Origin of the sequence: Streptomyces sp. SKN60 (assembly GCF_026236535.1) — a bacterium.
Classification (GTDB): Bacteria; Actinomycetota; Actinomycetes; order Streptomycetales; family Streptomycetaceae; genus Streptomyces.
In genome coordinates this window covers 177,896-194,917 of record NZ_JAHTMW010000007.1, presented here as the reverse complement: position 1 = coordinate 194,917, position 17,022 = coordinate 177,896, and the positions used below count along the sequence as shown (strand labels likewise).

The following is a 17,022-nucleotide window of genomic DNA, read 5'->3' as shown; positions in this document are numbered from 1 at the left end:
GCGCTTGCTGTGCTCATTGATTGCGTCGGAAGGCCGCTGCTAGAACCAGGCGCCAACCGGTCCCCATCCCTCCGGAGGCTCCCGTGTCCGTCTGGTCCCGCCGCACCTTCCTGACCGCCACCTCCGCTGCCGCCGCAGCCCTCGCCCTCGCACCGCAGGCCCAGGCCGCCACGGTCGAGGGCGCGGACGCGGACGCGAACTCGGACTCGGGCGAGTTCGAGACGCTGCGGCGGCGCTGGCTCGACCTCCAGCTCGGCTCCGGCTACGACGCCGCGGCCGAGCCCTACGCCTCCCGGCTCGCCGAGACCGGCACCCTCGCCCGCGGCTTCCGCGCCGTCATGGCCCCCACCGCCACCACCCTCTGGCCCGGCGTCCCCTTCGACCCGCCCGCCGGCATCACCCAGAGCTACGGCCGGCTGTGGACCATGACCCAGGCGTACGTGCAGGAGGGCACCGGCTCCACCGGCGACCCGGCGCTCCTCGCCGACGTCCTGCGCGGCCTCGACCACCTCTCCGAGCGGGTCTACCGGAGCGGAGCTCCGCGCTACGGCAACTGGTGGGAGTGGCAGATCGGCTCCCCGCGGATCCTCATGGACATCGTCGCCGCGCTCCACCCGCTGCTCGGCGCCGAGCGGATCGCCGCCGCCTGCGCCGCCGTCGACCACTTCGTGCCCGACTCGACGCTCGGCTCGTACACCGGCACCTCCACCGGCGCCAACCGCGTCGACCTGTGCCGCTCGGTCGCCCTGCGCGGGGTCCTCGGCGCGAGCCCCGCCAAGCTCGCCCTCGCCCGGGACGCGCTCTCGCCCGTCTTCCCGTACGTCACCAAGGGCGACGGCCTCTACGCCGACGGCTCCTTCGTCCAGCACACCTGGGTCGCCTACTCCGGCACCTATGGACAGGTCATGCTCGACGGCCTCGGCCGGCTCTTCACCCTGCTCGCCGGATCCAGCTGGGCCGTCACCGACCCCGCCCGGCAGATCATCCTCGACAGCGTCGAACGGGCCTACGCACCCTTCCTCTACGACGGCCTGATGATGGACAGCGTCAACGGGCGCGCCATCAGCCGCGGTTACCTCAAGGGCGACGAGCGGCAGATCATGCGCTCCGACCACTTCCACGGCCAGGGCCTGATCGCCGCGATCGCGGTGCTCGCCGGCGGCGCGAGCCCCGCCGAGCGGGACCGCTGGCACGCGCGCGTGAAGGGCTGGATCGAACGCGACACGGTCACCCCGATCCTCGACGCCCGCCAGTTCGGCGTCGCCGACCTCGCCCGGCTCCGCGCCATCGCCGACGGCCCCGCCCCCGCCGCCCCCGAACCCACCGGCCACCGTCTCTTCGCCGCCATGGACCGGGCCGTGCACCGCCGCTCCGGCTGGGCCGCGAACATCTCCATGGCCTCCGAGCGGATCACCCACTACGAGTGCGGCAACGGCGAGAACCCGCGCGGCTGGCACACCGGATCCGGCATGCTCTCCTGGTGGACGAAGGGTCAGGGCGGCCAGTACACCGACTGGTTCTGGCCCACCGTCGACCCCTACCGGCTGCCCGGCACCACCGTCTCCACCAAGCGCCTCGCCGACCGCGCCGGCGGCGAGTGGGGCGCGCCCCGGCCCGCCGTGAAGTGGGTGGGCGGCGTCACCGACGGCGAGTTCGCCGCCGTCGGGCAGCACCTCAAGGGGCTCGGCTCCACCCTGGAGGCCCGCAAGTCCTGGTTCTGCGCGGCGGACACCGTCATCTGCCTGGGCGCCGGCATCACCGCGAAGGACGGCGTCCCGGTCGAGACGATCGTCGACAACCGCTGCCTGGGGGAGGCCGGCACCGCCGCGCTGACCACCGGCGACGGCTGGGCGCACCTGGCCGGCCACGGCGGCTGGGTCTTCCCCCGCCCCGGCGGCGACGGTCCCGGTGGCGCCGCGGAGCTGCGCACCCTGCGCGAGGACCGGACCGGCGCCTGGAGCGACATCAACACCACCAGCTCCACCGAGCGCCGCACCCGCCGCTACCAGACCCTCTGGTTCGACCACGGCACCGACCCGGCGGGCGCCTCGTACGCCTACCTCCTGATGCCCGGCGCCGGCGCACGTACCCTCGCCGCCCGCGCCGCCGACCCCGGCTGGCTGCGGATCCTCGCCAACCGCGCCGACCTCCAGGCCGTCCGCGTCCCGTCCCTCGGACTGACCGCCGCCAGCTACTGGCGCGCCGGTACGGTGGACCGGCTCACCGTCTCCGCCCCCGCGAGCGTCCTGCTCCGCCGCACGGGGACCACCGCGACCCTCCGGACCGCCGAGCCGATGCGCTCCGGACAGCCCTACGAGCTGCGCTGGGACCGGCCGGTCCGCGCGGTGCTCGCCCGGGACGCCTCGGTCGAGGTGCTGGCCGCCGGGGCGGGCGGGCTGCGGCTGCGAATCACCCCGGGGACGGCCGGGGCGGGCCATCGCTGCGACGTGCTGCTGTAGGGGCCACGCGTACGGCCCGGACGGGGTCTATGTGGAAACCCTACAATCATCTGGGGTGTGCGGCTGTTGACTCGACCTGGTGGGGCGATGGTTCTGTCATGCCCCACCAGGATTCGACACGCGAGACTGTACGGAGTCGACGGCGGGGTTTTATCGGGTGAGTTCGTAGGGTCGGTACATGACCGTTGTGGACCAGATCCCGAGCGAGCCCGCCGACGCCCGTGGCCGTGTGGCCGAGCTGCACGAACTGCGTGAGCAGGCGCGGCGCGGCCCGAGTGACCGTGCGACCGAGGCGCAGCACGCGAAGGGCAAGCTCACCGCGCGCGAGCGGATCGAGCTGCTCCTGGACCCGGGTTCCTTCCAGGAGGTCGAGCAGCTGCGCCGGCACCGCGCCAGCGGCTTCGGCCTGGAGGCCAAGAAGCCGTACACCGACGGTGTCATCACCGGCTGGGGCGCGGTCGAGGGCCGCACGGTCTTCACCTACGCGCACGACTTCCGGATCTTCGGCGGCGCCCTGGGCGAGGCCCACGCCACCAAGATCCACAAGATCATGGACATGGCCATCGCGGCCGGTGCGCCGCTGGTCTCCCTGAACGACGGCGCCGGCGCCCGTATCCAGGAGGGCGTCTCCGCCCTCGCCGGCTACGGCGGCATCTTCCAGCGCAACACCAAGGCCTCCGGCGTCATCCCGCAGATCTCCGTGATGCTCGGCCCGTGCGCCGGCGGCGCCGCCTACAGCCCGGCCCTCACGGACTTCGTCTTCATGGTCCGCGAGACCTCGCAGATGTTCATCACCGGCCCGGACGTCGTCAAGGCGGTCACCGGCGAGGAGATCACCCAGAACGGACTGGGCGGCGCCGACGTGCACGCCGAGACCAGCGGCGTGGCGCACTTCGCGTACGACGACGAGGAGACCTGCATCGCCGAGGTGCGGTACCTGCTGTCGATGCTGCCGCAGAACAACCGCGAGAACCCGCCGGTCGTCGCCTCCGAGGACCCGGCCGACCGCCGCTCCGACGTGCTGCTCGACCTGGTGCCGGCCGACGGCAACCGCCCGTACGACATGCACAAGGTCATCGAGGAGCTCGTCGACGAGGGCGACTACCTGGAGATCCACGAGCGCTGGGCCCGCAACATCATCTGCGCCCTGGCCCGGCTCGACGGCCAGGTCGTCGGCATCGTCGCCAACCAGCCGCAGAGCCTCGCCGGTGTCCTCGACATCGAGGCCTCCGAGAAGGCCGCCCGCTTCGTGCAGATGTGCGACGCCTTCAACATCCCGATCATCACTCTTCTGGACGTACCCGGCTTCCTGCCTGGTGTGGACCAGGAGCACGGTGGAATCATCCGGCACGGCGCGAAGCTGCTGTACGCGTACTGCAACGCGACCGTGCCCCGGATCTCGCTGATCCTGCGCAAGGCCTACGGCGGCGCGTACATCGTGATGGACTCGCAGTCCATCGGCGCCGACCTGACGTACGCCTGGCCCACCAACGAAATCGCGGTCATGGGCGCCGAGGGCGCCGCGAACGTGATCTTCCGCAAGCAGATCGCGGAGGCCGAGGACCCCGAGGCGATGCGGACGCGCATGGTCAAGGAGTACAAGGCCGAGCTGATGCATCCGTACTACGCGGCGGAGCGCGGCCTCGTCGACGACGTCATCGACCCCGCCGAGACCCGCGAGGTCCTGGCCAAGTCCCTCGCGATGCTCCGCACCAAGCACGCGGACCTGCCGTCGCGCAAGCACGGCAACCCGCCGCAGTAAGCCCTTCCGGGCTTCCCCCGACCTCCCCAGCCTCAGCAACCCTCATCAGAGGAGTTCACCGAAGTGACCACGCCTGCCACAGCCAACCTGCTCCGGGTCGAGAAGGGCCACGCCGACCCCGAGGAGCTCGCCGCCATCACCGCGGTCCTCCTCGCCCGCGCCGCGGCCCAGCCCGCCGAGCCGGCCGCCCACCACCGCCCCCGCACCGCCGGGTGGCGCCGCCTGGAGCGCGAGAACGGCTTCCGCGCCCCGCACAGCTGGCGCTGACGCACGGACCGACGGCTGAGGGCCGGATCCCCGGGAGCACCCGGGGATCCGGCCCTTCGCCGTCTCCGTCGCCGGAACGGGCGTCAGGAGATCAGCGCCCCGATCAGCGCGACGATCCCCCAGACCACCCCGACCAGGATGGCCAGCGCCCCCACGATCAGGGTGATCGCGAGCGCGATGTCGCCCTTGGTCAGCGGGTCCGGCTTCTGCGCGTGCGCGGGTGTGGGCGGGGGCGGGGGCGTGGGCGGTGTCGGCGGGGGCGGCGGAGGCGGTGGGGCGGAGGCCTTCGCGGACGCCGACGGCCGCGCCGACGCGGAGGCGGACGCCGAGGCCGAAGCCGACGCGGACGCCGAGGCCGAGGCCGAATACGACGCCGAGGTGGACGCGCCGGGGGCCCGGACCCGGGTCCCGCCGCCCCCGGTGAACGGGTCCGGGTGGCCGTTCTCCGCGTGCGCGCACCACGGGCAGGCCCGCAGATGCCCGCCGTAGTGGTGCTCCGGCACCGCGCCGCACACCACCACGGACTCCTTCGCCTCGTCCAGGGCCTCCAGCCAGGCCGCCGAGGACGGCCGCCGGGCGGGCTCGCGCCAGCCGGGCCCGAAGGCCTGCCGGGCCAGCCGCAGCACCTCCGGCGGCAGCGTCTCGACCGGCAGCTGCCGGCGCGGCACCCGCACCCGGTCCGGATGCACCAGGAAGGAGTTCCCGGCGAGCACGTTGTCCTTGCGGGTGGACTCGGCCGCACCGACCCGCGGGCTCCCGTCGTACGGATGGTTCCCGCTGGTCAGCAGCTGGTAGACGAGGACCGCGAGCGCGAAGTCGTCCGAGTGCCGGGTCGGCGGCCCGCCGCGGTGCCGCTCGGGCCCCGCGTAGTCGTCGGTGAAGACGTCGCTGCCGAAGAACTCGCCGGTCAGCGGGTCGGTGAAGGCGAAGGAGTCGCAGTCGAGCAGGGTGACATAGCCCTTCGGGTCGACCACCGCGTTCGCGCTGGACAGATCGCCCACCACATAGCCGCGCTGGTGCAGCTCCGCCGTCATGTACGCGAGGTTGGACGCCACCCCGAGCAGGAAGCCCCAGTGCGCCCGGCCCTGGTACTGGCTGCGCCGCACGTTCTTCTGCAGCAGCCCGCTCAGCCGGACGTGCGCCGCCGGGTCCAGGATCGGCATCCCGTACCCCACCGGCCGCCCCGCCGACTCGATCAGCTGCACCGGCCACACCAGCATCGGCGGCTGCCCGGCCGCGAGTTGCTCCCCGGCCAGCGGGTCGGCGCGCAGCATCGCGGCGAGCCGGCGCAGCTGGGCCGCGTCGGGCGGCCGGTTGTAGATCTTGCCGGCGAGGTCGGCGCGTTCCGCGAAGGCCCAGACGCTGCCCTGGCCGCCGGTGCCGAGGGGCTTGCCGGTGCGGCTGATCCGGGTGCCGTCGCCGAGCGTCAGGTCCACGGGGTCGGTGAGGGAGTCGTCGCCGCGGTCGGAGCCGGTGCCGGCGCCGGTGCCGTCAGTGGTCGTCATGTCGTATCGCCCACAGGAGAGTCTTGTCGTCCCCGGTCACTCGGGAGATCTGGTCGGAGGCGAGGAATTCCGCGAGCCGGCGGTCCTCCTCGTCGTGGTCGTAGCCGTCCCGGCCGAGCCGTTCGAAGAGATGGCCGAGGAAGGCGTCGTGCGGCAGCGGCGGCCCGGCGGGGGAGCGGCGGAGCAGGGCGTGCGTGAGCCCGTCCGTGGACAGCAGCACCCCGTCGATCCGCGGATCGCGGACACAGTCCACCCGCAGCTGCCCGAGCGCGGTCGGCGAGCCGAGGAAGACGGTCTCGTTGGCGTACTCGCTGCCGGAGTGGGTCTGGGGGAGCAGATGGTACGAGGCGGGGCCCGGCGGCGAGGCCGTGTCCCCGCCGCCGGGCGGGCGCTCGTCCGGCACCCCGCCCTCCGCCCGGAGCAGCACCAGGCCGTCGCCGATCGACACCTGGCCCAGCCAGCCCTCCGCCGCCACCACCACGGTGAGGGTGGTCGCGAACGGGGCCGCGGGCCCCGCGCACCAGGTCAGGAACTCGGCCCGGACCTCGCGGAAGGCCTCGGTCAGCAGCTCCCTGCGCTCGTGCGGGTCGTCCCCGCGCCGCCAGGGCGCGGCGACCGGGGCGAAGGCGTCCACCGCGAGCTCCACCGCCACCCGCGCGCCCTCGCCGGAACGTTCGGCGCTGCCCGCGCCGTCCGCCACCGCCAGGACCAGACCGCCCGGGACCTCCCGGTGCTTCCAGGCGTCCTGGCAGGGCTTGTCGTCCCGCAGGTGCCGGTAGCCGGTCGCGCTGATCCCGTGCACCCGCCAGCGGTGGGCGGGCCGGCCCCGCCGGCTCGCCCCGCCGGGGCTCACGCCGGGACCTGCCCGCCGCCGCGCCGGCGCTTCAGCCGGGCGAAGATCTCCTGGAACTCGGCCTCGTCGGCACCGCCCTGGGTGGCGCGGGCGCTGTGCGACATCGCGGTGAGCAGCTCGGCGAACGGGAAGCCGTCCAGCCAGGCGTGGTAGTGCGGGGCCAGCTCCTTGAGGACCTCCTCGGCCCCGGCGTGCCGCTCGCCGACGCCGACCGCGAAGAGCCGGAAGCGGCGCTCCTCCTCGGCCTTGCGCAGCTCGGGCAGCAGATCCCGGTACGCGTGCGAGAAGCGGCCCTGCTCGTCGCTGGGCGCGCCGTCGGTGACCACGCAGATCTGCGGCCGGTAGTAGGTGAGGCCCTCCTCGCGCAGCCCGGCCTTGTAGTCGGCGACGACCTCCATGGCGAGCCGCAGCGCCCGGTCCATCAGGGTCACGCCGTGCGCGCGCAGCGCCGGCGGCCGGAACTCGTGGGCCGGTACGAACGGGCTGTGCGGCCAGCGCGGGGCGAGCGCGCCCAGCGGGGTGGCGCCCTGCCAGACGGTGATGCCCTCGGTGCCGCCGAAGGTGATGAGGGCGACGTCCACGGCGGCGCTGAGCGCGGTGTCCTCGGCGAGGCTCTCGGCCCAGGAGTCGAGGGCGTCGTTGAGCGCGCCGATCGCGCCGCTCTGGCTGAGCGACGAGGAGGTGTCCAGGCACAGCAGCAGCGGCAGCCGCTGGGCGCTGTCGAACTCGAAGCCCATGTACGGCACGGGGAGCGGGGCTTCGTCGGGACTTGCGGTCGGGTACACGGCTACTCCGGCGTGCGAGGGCGGAACGGGGACGGTGGGCGTGCTTCAGGAGAGCGGGAGTTCGGTGACGTGGCGAGTTCAGTGGAGCGGGGAGGCGATGAGCAGCGGCGGGTCGGTGTCCGGCGCCGCGGTGACCCGGACCAGGTCCCCGGGGCGCGGGTAGGCCGTCGCGGGGCCGCGCCAGCGGGCCCGGCACAGGGCGCCGTCCCACTCCACGTACCCGTCGGGGCGCAGCCAGGTCGCGGCGGTGACGACGGCTCGGTAGCCGGTGCCGAGGGCGAGGGTGTCGGACTCGCGCGCGGCGGCCGTCGCGGCGGCGGCCCGGTACACGGTCCCGGGCCCGGCGGCCGGCTCCGGTGCGGGTGCGGGCGGCGGCTCCGGTGTCGGCTCCGGCTCGGGGGCGGGCCGGGGGGTGGGCTCCGGCGCCGGCCGCCAGCCGCTCGGCAGTTCGGGGGCCCGGGGCGCGGGCGGCAGCGCCGCGGGCGGTCCGGGAGCGGGGACTCCGGGAGCGGGGGCCGGTGCGGGCTCCTGCCCCGAGGACGTCGGGGCCGTACGGAACGGCAGCAGCCCCGCCGCCGCGTCGAGCGCGGTGTCGAGGGCGTCGCCGAGGACCGCGCGCGAGTTGGACACCATCCACCGGACGTCGTCCTGCAGCCGGGGGTGGGCCGCCCGCTCCGTCCGCGGCCGGGCGCCCCGCCCCTCCCGGGTCCCGTCCTGCTCGGGCATCGGCGCCTCCTCGGACAGGGACTCGGACGCGGACGCGGACTCGGACGTGGCCTCGGGCGTGGCCGGTGCCTCGTGCCGCGGCTCCGGCTCCTCGGGACGCCGGGAGCCGGAGAACCAGGAGCCGGTGCTCGCCCACAGCGCGAGGAGCAGGGCCGTCGGCGGCAGCACCACGAAGGTGAGGATCAGCGCGGAGGTCTCCACGGGCTCACTCCGGCGAGGCGAGGTCATCGGAGCTCCGCAGCACGAAACCCAGGTCGTGGCACTCCCGCAGCAGCCGCACCGAGCGGTCGAGCAGCGCGTCGAGGGTGGTCGCGAACCCGGTGGCGGTCAGATGGCAGACCAGCGGCAGCGCGAGCACCGCGGAGAGCAGCGGCTCCTCGCTGCGGGCGTCGCCGAGCACCGCCGCCGGGGTCACCTCGTGGGCGTTCCACGCGGTCGCGGCGGCCGCCGTCGGGGCCAGCCGGTCCGAGGGGACGAGCGTCCCGTCGGTGACGGCCACCACCAGCGAGCCGGCGGCCCGGCTGATGTCCACGGTGAGCCGGGGCCCGGACGGGTCGCCGGTCCTGGTCTCCAGGAACAGGGCGCCGTCCTCGGTCTGGACCGGCTCGCCGCGGCGGCGCGCCCATTCCCGTACCAACGCCTCCCAGCCGTCGCGCAGTTCGACCACGGGCTCAGGGCTCACGGTGCAGCACCGCCTTCCGGATCAGCGGACGGGACAGCCCGGCCGCGAGCAGCCGCGCGGCGACGGGGCGCAGCGCGCAGCCCCCGCCGGCGGCCGGCGGCACGGGGGCGTGGCAGTGGTGCGGGGGATCGGCGACCGGGACGGTCGGCGGGTGCGGCGGCTTCGGCACCGGACGCCCGGCCCCCGGCGGGGGTTTCAGGAGCGCGCCGAGCTCCGTCATCAGCTCCTCCGGCCCGGGCCGGTCGGCCGGGGCGGGGGCGAGGCAGGAGCGGACGATCCCGGCGAGCGCGGCCGGCACACCGGTCAGCCGGGGCGGCACCCCCTGGTAGATCCGCAGGGTGGCGGGAAGGCCGTGCCCGAAGGGCAGCAGGCCGGTGGCGGCGAAGACCAGAACGACCCCGAGCGCGAACACGTCGACGGCGGGCGTCGGTTCGCCGCCGCGCAGACTCTCGGCCGGGATGAAGCCGTTGGTGCCGGGCGGCGACATCGGGTCGGTCAGGCCCCGGGTCCAGCTGTCGGAGCGGACGATGCCGAAGTCGATGAGCCGCGGCTCGCCGTCCTCCAGGATGATGTTGCTGGGCTTGAGGTCCCGGTGGATCAGCCCGTGGGCGTGCACCCCGGCCAGCGCCTCGGCGAGCATCGCGCCCAGTTCGGCGACCCGCCGCTCGGGCAGCGGCCCCCGCTTGCGCACGTGCTGGTCGAGGGTGGGGCCCTCCACGTAGCGGGAGGCGAGCCAGTACGGCGGGGTGAGCGTCTCGGCGTCGTACAGCGGGAGGGTGTACGGGCTGCGCACGTCGCGCAGCGCCTCGACCTCGCGGTGGAACCTGATCCGCCCGGCCCGCGAGTGCGCGAGCTCGGCGCTGATCACCTTGACCGCCAGGCGTAACCCGGCGGGGGTGCGGCACAGATAGACCTTGCCCATCCCGCCGTTGCCCAGCGTGCGTTCGACCGTGAAGCGGCCGATCCGGCGCGTACCGTCCAGCGAACCCATCGTCTCCCCCCGAGGTCCCCGTACAACGTACTGGACGCCCCGCCCCGCGGGGGCGGTTTCGCGTGTCGGGGATCACATGGGGAGTTCGGGGGTCACATGCGGAAGGCCGCGTCCCGGAACGGGAACGCGGCCTTCCGCGAAAGACGGCGGGACAACTACCGCAGGCGGGCCATGAGGGCGTGCTCGACCAGCGTGATGAGCGCGCTCTTGGCGTCCGCGCGGTGGCGGGCGTCGGTGGTGATGATCGGGGTGTCGGGACCGATCTGGAGGGCCTCGCGGACCTCCTCCGGCTGGTACGGCTGGTGGCCGTCGAAGCCGTTGAGGGCGATGACGAAGGGGAGGCCCGAGTTCTCGAAGTAGTCGACCGCGGGGAAGCAGTCGGCGAGCCGACGGGTGTCCACCAGGACGACGGCGCCGATGGCACCGCGCACGAGGTCGTCCCACATGAACCAGAAGCGGTCCTGACCGGGCGTACCGAAGAGGTACAGGATCAGGTCCTGGTCCAGGGTGATACGGCCGAAGTCCATGGCGACAGTCGTCGTCGTCTTGTCGCCCGTGTGGGTGAGGTCGTCGATGCCCGCGGAAGCGGACGTCATGACGGCCTCGGTTCGCAGCGGGTTGATCTCCGAGACCGCGCCGACGAACGTGGTCTTGCCCACGCCGAAGCCGCCCGCCACCACGATCTTCGCGCTGGTGGTTGAACGGGCCGCGCCGCCGCTAGAGCTTGCGAAGTCCACTGAGCACCCTTTCGAGCAGTGTCACGTCTGGCTGACCGCCGGCGGCCTCGTCGCCGCCGGGCTGGTGGATGGCTACGAGTCCGGCCTCGGCCAGGTCGGCCACGAGAATCCGGGCAACGCCGAGGGGGATGGAGAGCAGTGCCGAGATCTCGGCGACCGACTTGATCTCGAAGCACAGCCGGCAGATCCGCTGGTGCTCGGGCAACTGCCCCTGCAGCCGGGCCGGATCGGCCGTGGTACTGACCAGCGCCTCGATGGCGAGCTGGTAACGCGGCCGGGTCCGGCCGCCGGTCATCGCGTACGGGCGGACGAGCGGGTTGTTCCCGCCCGCGGCGCCCGCACGGCCGGCCGGCGCACCCGGCGCACCGGTGGGCGTGGGCTGGGCCTGCGGCTGCTGATACGGCTGCGACATACCCGGTCTGCTCGGCGCGGAGGGAAAGTTGTAGCGGTTCTGCGCGGGGTCGCCCACCGGCGACTGATGCGCGTCAAAACCGTTATAAGGGCTTCCGCCCGGGGGTGTGCCCACGTCTCCTCCTCCGACTGCCTCGCGGTCCCATGTCCCTTGGAACCGCGCCACCGCACCCTACGGTGCGGTGGCGAGAAACGCACTGTCTGTCTGTTAGTTGAGAAGACTTCCCTGGAGCTCGGCCCGCAGATCGGGGGTGAGCACACTGCCCGCCCGGTCGACGAGCAGCGCCATCTCGTAGCCCACGAGACCGATGTCGGACTCGGGGTGCGCGAGCACGGCCAGCGAGGAGCCGTCCGAGATCGACATGATGAAGAGGAAGCCGCGCTCCATCTCCACGACGGTCTGGTTGACCGCACCGCCCTCGAAGATGCGGGACGCGCCCGCGGTCAGCGAGGTCAGTCCGGACGCGACCGCCGCAAGCTGGTCGGCGCGGTCGCGGGGGAACCCCTCGGACATCGCCAGCAGGAGGCCGTCGGCGGAGACCACCACCGTGTGCGACACCCCGGGGGTGTTGTCCACGAAGTTGGTGATCAACCAGTTCAGATTCTGCGCCGCCTGGCTCATCGCGCTCACACTAACGCTCCTGGTTGTAGGTGTTGCCCGGGCCGAGGCCCGATCCGTTCGTGTCCGTACCCGCGCTGCGTCCCTGCTGGATGCCGCGGCGCAGGTTGCTCAACCTGCCCCGGACGTCCTCGGGTGCGCGGGAGACCTGTGGGCCGCCCTGCGGGGTGTGCTCCGCGGCTCCCTCGACCAGATTGGCCTTGGGAACCCGTCGGGGAAGGCCGGAGGAGGTGACCCCGCCCGCCTTCGGGTCGCGGAGCTTCTCGGCCCGCTGCCAGCGCTCGTCGTTGGCCGAGCGCCAGTCGTCGGAGCCGCCGGCGTCCATGGGTGCCGTGCTCGTGCTGTCCTGCCGCACCTGCTGGGCCGGCGGCTCGGACTGTCCCGCCTGCGGGGTCTGCGGCGCCTGCGGGGCGCTGCTGCCGCGGCGCGGCAGCCCGGCACCGGTCAGCGTGTGGCCGGCGTCCGGGGTGGGAGTGGGGCCACTCCCCGGACGGTCGAAGCCTACGCGGTCACGGTCCTGTTCGGGAGCGCCCTGGGCAGATTCCGATTCCGTCCCGAACTGCTGTGCGTAGCCCTGGTCGTAGCCGGGCTGCTGCGGCCAGCCGCCCTGGTCGGCCTGGGGTTCGTAGCCGTTCGCGTACCCCTGCTGAGCGGTCGCGCCCTGGTCGTACCCGGCTTCCGCATAGCCCTGAGCCGGGTAGCCGTCGGCGGACTGCTGGTAGCCCTCGTAACCCTGCTCGGCATAGCCGTAGGCGTCCTGGCCCTGCGGCTGCCCCGGCTGCGCGTAGTCCTGCTGGTACTCCTGCTGGTACTCACCGGGGTAGGCCGATGCGTACTCCTGCTCGTGCTCCTGCTGTACGAACGTCTGCTGTTCGGACGCGCCGGATTCCATCTCGTCCTGGAACAGCGGGCGCTCGCCGCCCTGCACCTGGGCCTCCAGGGCCGCCCGGCGCTCCTCGCGCATCAGCGAGCGGTTGACCGGGTCGAGCTGGCGCTCGTCGCCCGGCTGCTCGTAGCGCGAGTCGTCGAAGCCGAGCTCGGCCGCGGTGCGCATCGGCTGGGCCTGCGGCTCGAAGGCCGTCTGGACCTGCTGCTGCGGGATGATCTGCGAGACGGTGAAGTCGTCCTGCATCGGCGCGGTCTCGCCACCACCACCGTGGGTGATCGCGTCCGGCAGCATGACCAGCGAGGTGGTGCCGGCCTGCTCGCCCGAGGGGCGCAGCTGGACCCGGATGCCGTGGCGGTCGGAGAGCCGGCCGACCACGAAGAGGCCCATGCGCTGGGAGACGGCCGCGTCCACGGTCGGCGGGTTGGCCAGCTTGTGGTTGATGTCCGCGAAGTCCTCGGCGGTGAGGCCGATGCCCTTGTCGTGGATCTCGACCATCACGCGGCCGTCGGGCAGCCGGGTCGCGGTGACCCGGACCTTGGTCTGCGGGGAGGAGAACGTGGTGGCGTTCTCCAGGAGCTCGGCGAGCAGGTGCACGAGGTCGGTCACGGCCTGGCCGTGGATCTCGGCCTCCGGGACACCGGCGATGTCGATGCGCTCGTACTGCTCCACCTCGGAGGCGGCGGCGCGCATGACGTCCACCAGCGGGACCGGCTGGTCCCAGCGGCGGCCGGGCTCCTGGCCGGCGAGGACCAGGAGGTTCTCGCCGTTGCGGCGCATACGGGTGGCCAGGTGGTCCAGGCGGAAGAGGTTCTCCAGCTGGTCCGGGTCGGCCTCGTTGTTCTCCAGGTCGGTGATGAGGCCCAGCTGGCCCTCGATCAGCGACTGGTTGCGCTGCGACAGGTTGGTGAAGATCGCGTTGATGTTGCCGCGGAGCAGGGCCTGCTCGGCGGCGAGCCGGACGGCCTCGCGGTGCACCTGGTCGAAGGCGCGGGCGACCTCGCCGATCTCGTCCGTGGAGTCGATCGGGATGGGCTGCACCCGGGTGTCGACCCGGCCGGGCTCGGTCCGGGAGAGCTGGTCGACGAGCATCGGCAGACGCTGCTCGGCGATGCCGAAGGCGGCGGTGCGCAGCTCGCGCATCGAGCGGCTCATCTGGCGGGCCATGAGGCCGGCCAGGATGAAGGCGGCGAGCAGGGCGACGACGGTGATGCCACCGGTGACGTAGGCGTCGGTCTGGGCCTCGCCGGAGATGTCGGCGGCCTCGGTCACGGCCTTGTCGACGAGCTCCTTCTCGACCTCGGTGTAGCCGTCGAACTTGGCGGTGGCGACGGCCATCCAGGTCTCGGGCGTGATGCCCTGCTTCTTCAGGTCCGCGATCGCGTCGGCGTCCTTGGCACCGCCGATGGCCTGGGCCACGCCCGCGTAGACGGACTGGTCCTTGCCGGTGCCCTTGGGCAGCTCGATGCCCAGCTGGGCCATCTTCTTGGCGCCCTCGGCGGACTTGCCCGCGAAGACCTCCTTCAGCCGGTCCACGTCGGCCTGGGTGCCGCCGGACTGGTACTCGCCGAGGGCGATCTGCTCCAGGTAGTTGTACGAGTTGAAGGCGACCGACTGCTGGGCGAAGACCTCGTCCTTCTGGCTGGGCCGGACGAGCAGCTGGGTGCCGATCGAGCGCTGCAGGGACTCGGCGGCCTTCGACAGCTGGATCGCGTAGACGGTGCGGCCGTAGCTGGTGATGTTGCCGGTGCCCAGACCGAGCTCGTTGGAGAACTCCATCAGGTAGTGCTGGACCTCGGTGTACGAGGTCTGGGTGGTCACCGGGTCCTGGGACCGGGTGTACGCGACCTTGCGGAGCTCCTCGAGCTTCGGCTCGGCGTTGCGGAACAGGCCCAGGCGGCGCTCCAGGCCGTCCCCGCTCGGCATGTTCTTGACGGCCTCGTCGAACTTCGCCTTGGCGGCGTCGGTGGCGGCGTAGGCCTGGGTGACCTCGTCGCTCTCGCGGTCCTCGGGCGACTTCGCCGTGAGGAGCGGGGCGGCGGTGAGGTCGCGCTCGTTGAGCAGCGCCTGGCCGTAGTCCGAGGCGGCGCGCACGATGAGCGCCGTCTTCTCGGCGTCCTGCGCCTCCTGCCAGGTGTCGATGGCCGTCTTCACCTGGAAGCCGCCCATGACGAGGCCCACGAGCACGGGTATGAGGAGGATCGCGTTCAGCTTGGTGGGCACCCGCCAGTTGCGCGGGGACAGCTTGCTGGTGCTGCCCTTGCGGCTCGGGGCCGGCGACGCCACGGGCTCGTCCGCGGGCGGCATAGCCGCGCGCGACGGCGGCGTGAAGTTGCCCCGCGTCTGCTGCTCCGCGGAGCTTTCCTTGCTTCGCCTCACTCGACCAACAACCTCTCGGCGCCGGCACCTGTGTTGTGCCGGGTGTTTCGTTCAGGGCCGTACTACTCGGGAGTTCATGAATTGCAGCACGTGAAGGGGGTCCCCTCCAAACAGTGCGGAGCGCCCGGTTTTCGCGGCTCGCGCCGCCGATAAAACGGGCATAAAGAGCGAGCCCCGCCAAAAGGCGGGGCTCATGTGAGCGCAGCGGCATCAGCCGGATGCGTCGGGTGTCCGAGACGCCGCAATTCTCTTTCGAAACGTTATGAACCGGCGGAACCGTCAAGGGCGGTCGTGTCCAACGACACAGACCGCCCCCAAAATCTCTACGACAACTGACGTATATCGACTTCTACTTGCGGTGTACTACTTCAACCGCGCCATGAGGGCGTGCTCGACGAGGGTGATGAGCGCGCTCTTGGCGTCCGCGCGGTGGCGGGCATCGGTCGTGATGATGGGAGCGTCCGGCCCGATCTGCAGCGCCTCGCGCACCTCGTCCGGCGTGTAGGGCTGCTGCCCGTCGAAACCGTTGAGCGCGATGACGAAGGGGAGGCCCGAGTTCTCGAAGTAGTCGACCGCCGGGAAGCAGTCGGCGAGCCGCCGGGTGTCCACGAGCACCACGGCGCCGATGGCACCGCGCACCAGGTCGTCCCACATGAACCAGAAGCGGTCCTGACCGGGCGTACCGAACAGGTACAGGATCAGGTCCTGGTCCAGGGTGATGCGGCCGAAGTCCATCGCCACGGTGGTGGTCGTCTTGCCACCGGTGTGCGTCAGGTCGTCGATGCCCGCCGAGGCGGACGTCATGACCGCCTCGGTCCGCAGCGGGTTGATCTCGGAGACGGCGCCCACGAACGTGGTCTTGCCCACGCCGAACCCGCCGGCCACCACGATCTTCGCGCTGGTGGTCGAACGGGCCGCGGAGGCGGGGCCGCTAGAGCTTGCGAAGTCCACTGAGCACCCTTTCGAGCAGTGTCACGTCCGGCGTGCCGCCGGCCTCTCCGTTGCCCGGCTGGTGGATGGCCACCATGCCCGCCTCGGCCAGGTCGGCCACGAGGATGCGGGCGACGCCGAGCGGCATCGACAGGAGCGCCGACACCTCGGCCACCGACTTGACCTCACGGCAGAGGTGGCAGATCCGCTGGTGCTCCGGCAGCAGGGTGGCCAGATGCGCCGGGTCGGCCGTAGTGCTGACCAGCGCCTCGATGGCGAGCTGGTAGCGCGGCCGGGTCCGGCCGCCGGTCATGGCGTACGGCCGGACCAGCGGCTGGTCGCCTTCCGCTCCGTACGGCTCGTCTATCGATGTGCCGTACGGATCGTGAGAGGCGGGGGGCGGGGTCATGAATCCTCCGGGCGTGACAGCAGAACCTTCTGCCGTCTGATGGGGCCGGTGGGGGGCCGAGTGCTTTGGGGCGGCCGGACGGTGAACGGGTCCGGGGCGGTGCGGAGGGGCGCACCGCCCGCGGGCGTGTCGGTTTCGGGTACGGATCGGTCTCGGGTACGGATTCGAGCGGTCCGGGCTCGACGGGCGGCGCCCCGGCTAGCGGAGCAGGCTGCCCTGGAGCTCGGCCCGCAGGTCGGGGGTCAGCACGCTGCCCGCCCGGTCGACGAGCAGCGCCATCTCGTAGCCCACGAGGCCGATGTCGCACTCCGGGTGGGCGAGTACGGCCATCGAGGACCCGTCGGAGACCGACATGATGAAGAGGAAGCCGCGCTCCATCTCCACCACGGTCTGTGCCACGGGCCCGCCCTCGAAGATCCTGGACGCGCCCGCGGTCAGCGAGGTCAGTCCGGACGCGACCGCCGCAAGCTGGTCGGCGCGGTCGCGGGGGAACCCTTCGGACATGGCAAGGAGCAGTCCGTCGGCGGAGACCACCACCGTGTGCGACACCCCGGGGGTGTTGTCCACGAAGTTGGTGATCAACCAGTTCAGATTCTGCGCCGCCTGGCTCATCGCGCTCAA

16 protein-coding genes are annotated in these 17,022 nt (G+C 72.7%); 3 read left to right on the top strand and 13 right to left on the bottom strand.

Annotation, left to right across the window (positions count from 1 at the left end):
- Positions 1-83: 83 nt before the first annotated feature.
- From KV205_RS14170 to KV205_RS14160, 3 genes are all read left to right on the top strand, one after another.
- Positions 84-2,459, top strand: a complete 2,376-nt coding sequence (locus KV205_RS14170; RefSeq protein WP_374214667.1) for a polysaccharide lyase 8 family protein — start codon at positions 84-86, stop codon at positions 2,457-2,459.
- A 178-nt stretch (positions 2,460-2,637) separates the two neighbouring features.
- A complete protein-coding gene (locus KV205_RS14165; RefSeq protein WP_265864677.1) occupies positions 2,638-4,221 on the top strand; it encodes an acyl-CoA carboxylase subunit beta in 1,584 nt (527 codons plus the stop codon).
- Positions 4,222-4,284: 63 nt separating this feature from the next.
- A complete protein-coding gene (locus tag KV205_RS14160; RefSeq protein WP_265864676.1) occupies positions 4,285-4,488 on the top strand; it encodes an acyl-CoA carboxylase subunit epsilon in 204 nt (67 codons plus the stop codon).
- Positions 4,489-4,571: 83 nt separating this feature from the next.
- Here KV205_RS14160 and KV205_RS14155 read toward each other — a convergent pair whose 3' ends face one another.
- From KV205_RS14155 to KV205_RS14095, 13 genes are all read right to left on the bottom strand, one after another.
- The gene (locus KV205_RS14155; protein WP_265864675.1) at positions 4,572-5,993 is read right to left on the bottom strand and encodes a hypothetical protein; all 1,422 of its coding nucleotides are present in this window, start codon (positions 5,991-5,993) and stop codon (positions 4,572-4,574) included.
- Complete coding sequence (locus KV205_RS14150; protein ID WP_265864674.1) at positions 5,980-6,846, bottom strand: PP2C family serine/threonine-protein phosphatase; 867 nt, start codon at positions 6,844-6,846, stop codon at positions 5,980-5,982. The genes KV205_RS14155 and KV205_RS14150 overlap by 14 nt, the downstream gene beginning before the upstream one ends.
- Complete coding sequence (locus KV205_RS14145) at positions 6,843-7,631, bottom strand: hypothetical protein (protein WP_265864673.1); 789 nt, start codon at positions 7,629-7,631, stop codon at positions 6,843-6,845. Before KV205_RS14145 ends, KV205_RS14150 begins: the two co-directional genes overlap by 4 nt.
- Positions 7,632-7,709: 78 nt before the next feature.
- A complete protein-coding gene (locus KV205_RS14140; protein WP_265864672.1) occupies positions 7,710-8,558 on the bottom strand; it encodes a hypothetical protein in 849 nt (282 codons plus the stop codon).
- 4 nt (positions 8,559-8,562) lie between these two features.
- Entirely contained in the window at positions 8,563-9,039 is a 477-nt protein-coding gene (locus KV205_RS14135; RefSeq protein WP_265864671.1) for a hypothetical protein, read from the bottom strand.
- A complete protein-coding gene (locus KV205_RS14130) occupies positions 9,029-10,030 on the bottom strand; it encodes a serine/threonine-protein kinase (protein ID WP_265864670.1) in 1,002 nt (333 codons plus the stop codon). The genes KV205_RS14135 and KV205_RS14130 overlap by 11 nt, the downstream gene beginning before the upstream one ends.
- 155 nt (positions 10,031-10,185) lie before the next feature.
- A complete protein-coding gene (locus tag KV205_RS14125; RefSeq protein WP_017235983.1) occupies positions 10,186-10,767 on the bottom strand; it encodes an ATP/GTP-binding protein in 582 nt (193 codons plus the stop codon).
- Positions 10,748-11,293, bottom strand: a complete 546-nt coding sequence (locus KV205_RS14120; protein WP_265864669.1) for a DUF742 domain-containing protein — start codon at positions 11,291-11,293, stop codon at positions 10,748-10,750. The genes KV205_RS14125 and KV205_RS14120 overlap by 20 nt, the downstream gene beginning before the upstream one ends.
- A 93-nt stretch (positions 11,294-11,386) precedes the next feature.
- Entirely contained in the window at positions 11,387-11,800 is a 414-nt protein-coding gene (locus KV205_RS14115; RefSeq protein ID WP_128978734.1) for a roadblock/LC7 domain-containing protein, read from the bottom strand.
- A 10-nt stretch (positions 11,801-11,810) separates the two neighbouring features.
- Positions 11,811-15,062, bottom strand: a complete 3,252-nt coding sequence (locus KV205_RS14110) for a nitrate- and nitrite sensing domain-containing protein (protein WP_265864668.1) — start codon at positions 15,060-15,062, stop codon at positions 11,811-11,813.
- Positions 15,063-15,425: 363 nt separating this feature from the next.
- Entirely contained in the window at positions 15,426-16,013 is a 588-nt protein-coding gene (locus tag KV205_RS14105) for an ATP/GTP-binding protein (protein ID WP_265864667.1), read from the bottom strand.
- Positions 15,994-16,401, bottom strand: a complete 408-nt coding sequence (locus KV205_RS14100) for a DUF742 domain-containing protein (RefSeq protein WP_265864666.1) — start codon at positions 16,399-16,401, stop codon at positions 15,994-15,996. Before KV205_RS14100 ends, KV205_RS14105 begins: the two co-directional genes overlap by 20 nt.
- A gap of 198 nt (positions 16,402-16,599) precedes the next feature.
- On the bottom strand, positions 16,600-17,013 hold the full coding sequence (locus tag KV205_RS14095; RefSeq protein WP_265864815.1) for a roadblock/LC7 domain-containing protein: 414 nt from the start codon (positions 17,011-17,013) through the stop codon (positions 16,600-16,602).
- Positions 17,014-17,022 lie beyond the last annotated feature (9 nt).

Excerpts from the sequence above, each read along its gene's own strand:
- KV205_RS14165 (WP_265864677.1), top strand. The coding sequence starts at position 2,638 with ATGACCGTTGTGGACCAGATCCCGAGCGAGCCCGCCGACGCCCGTGGC.
- KV205_RS14155 (WP_265864675.1), bottom strand. The coding sequence starts at position 5,993 with ATGACGACCACTGACGGCACCGGCGCCGGCACCGGCTCCGACCGCGGC.
- KV205_RS14130 (WP_265864670.1), bottom strand. The coding sequence starts at position 10,030 with ATGGGTTCGCTGGACGGTACGCGCCGGATCGGCCGCTTCACGGTCGAA.
- KV205_RS14115 (WP_128978734.1), bottom strand. The coding sequence starts at position 11,800 with ATGAGCCAGGCGGCGCAGAATCTGAACTGGTTGATCACCAACTTCGTG.
- KV205_RS14100 (WP_265864666.1), bottom strand. The coding sequence starts at position 16,401 with ATGACCCCGCCCCCCGCCTCTCACGATCCGTACGGCACATCGATAGAC.
- KV205_RS14095 (WP_265864815.1), bottom strand. The coding sequence starts at position 17,013 with ATGAGCCAGGCGGCGCAGAATCTGAACTGGTTGATCACCAACTTCGTG.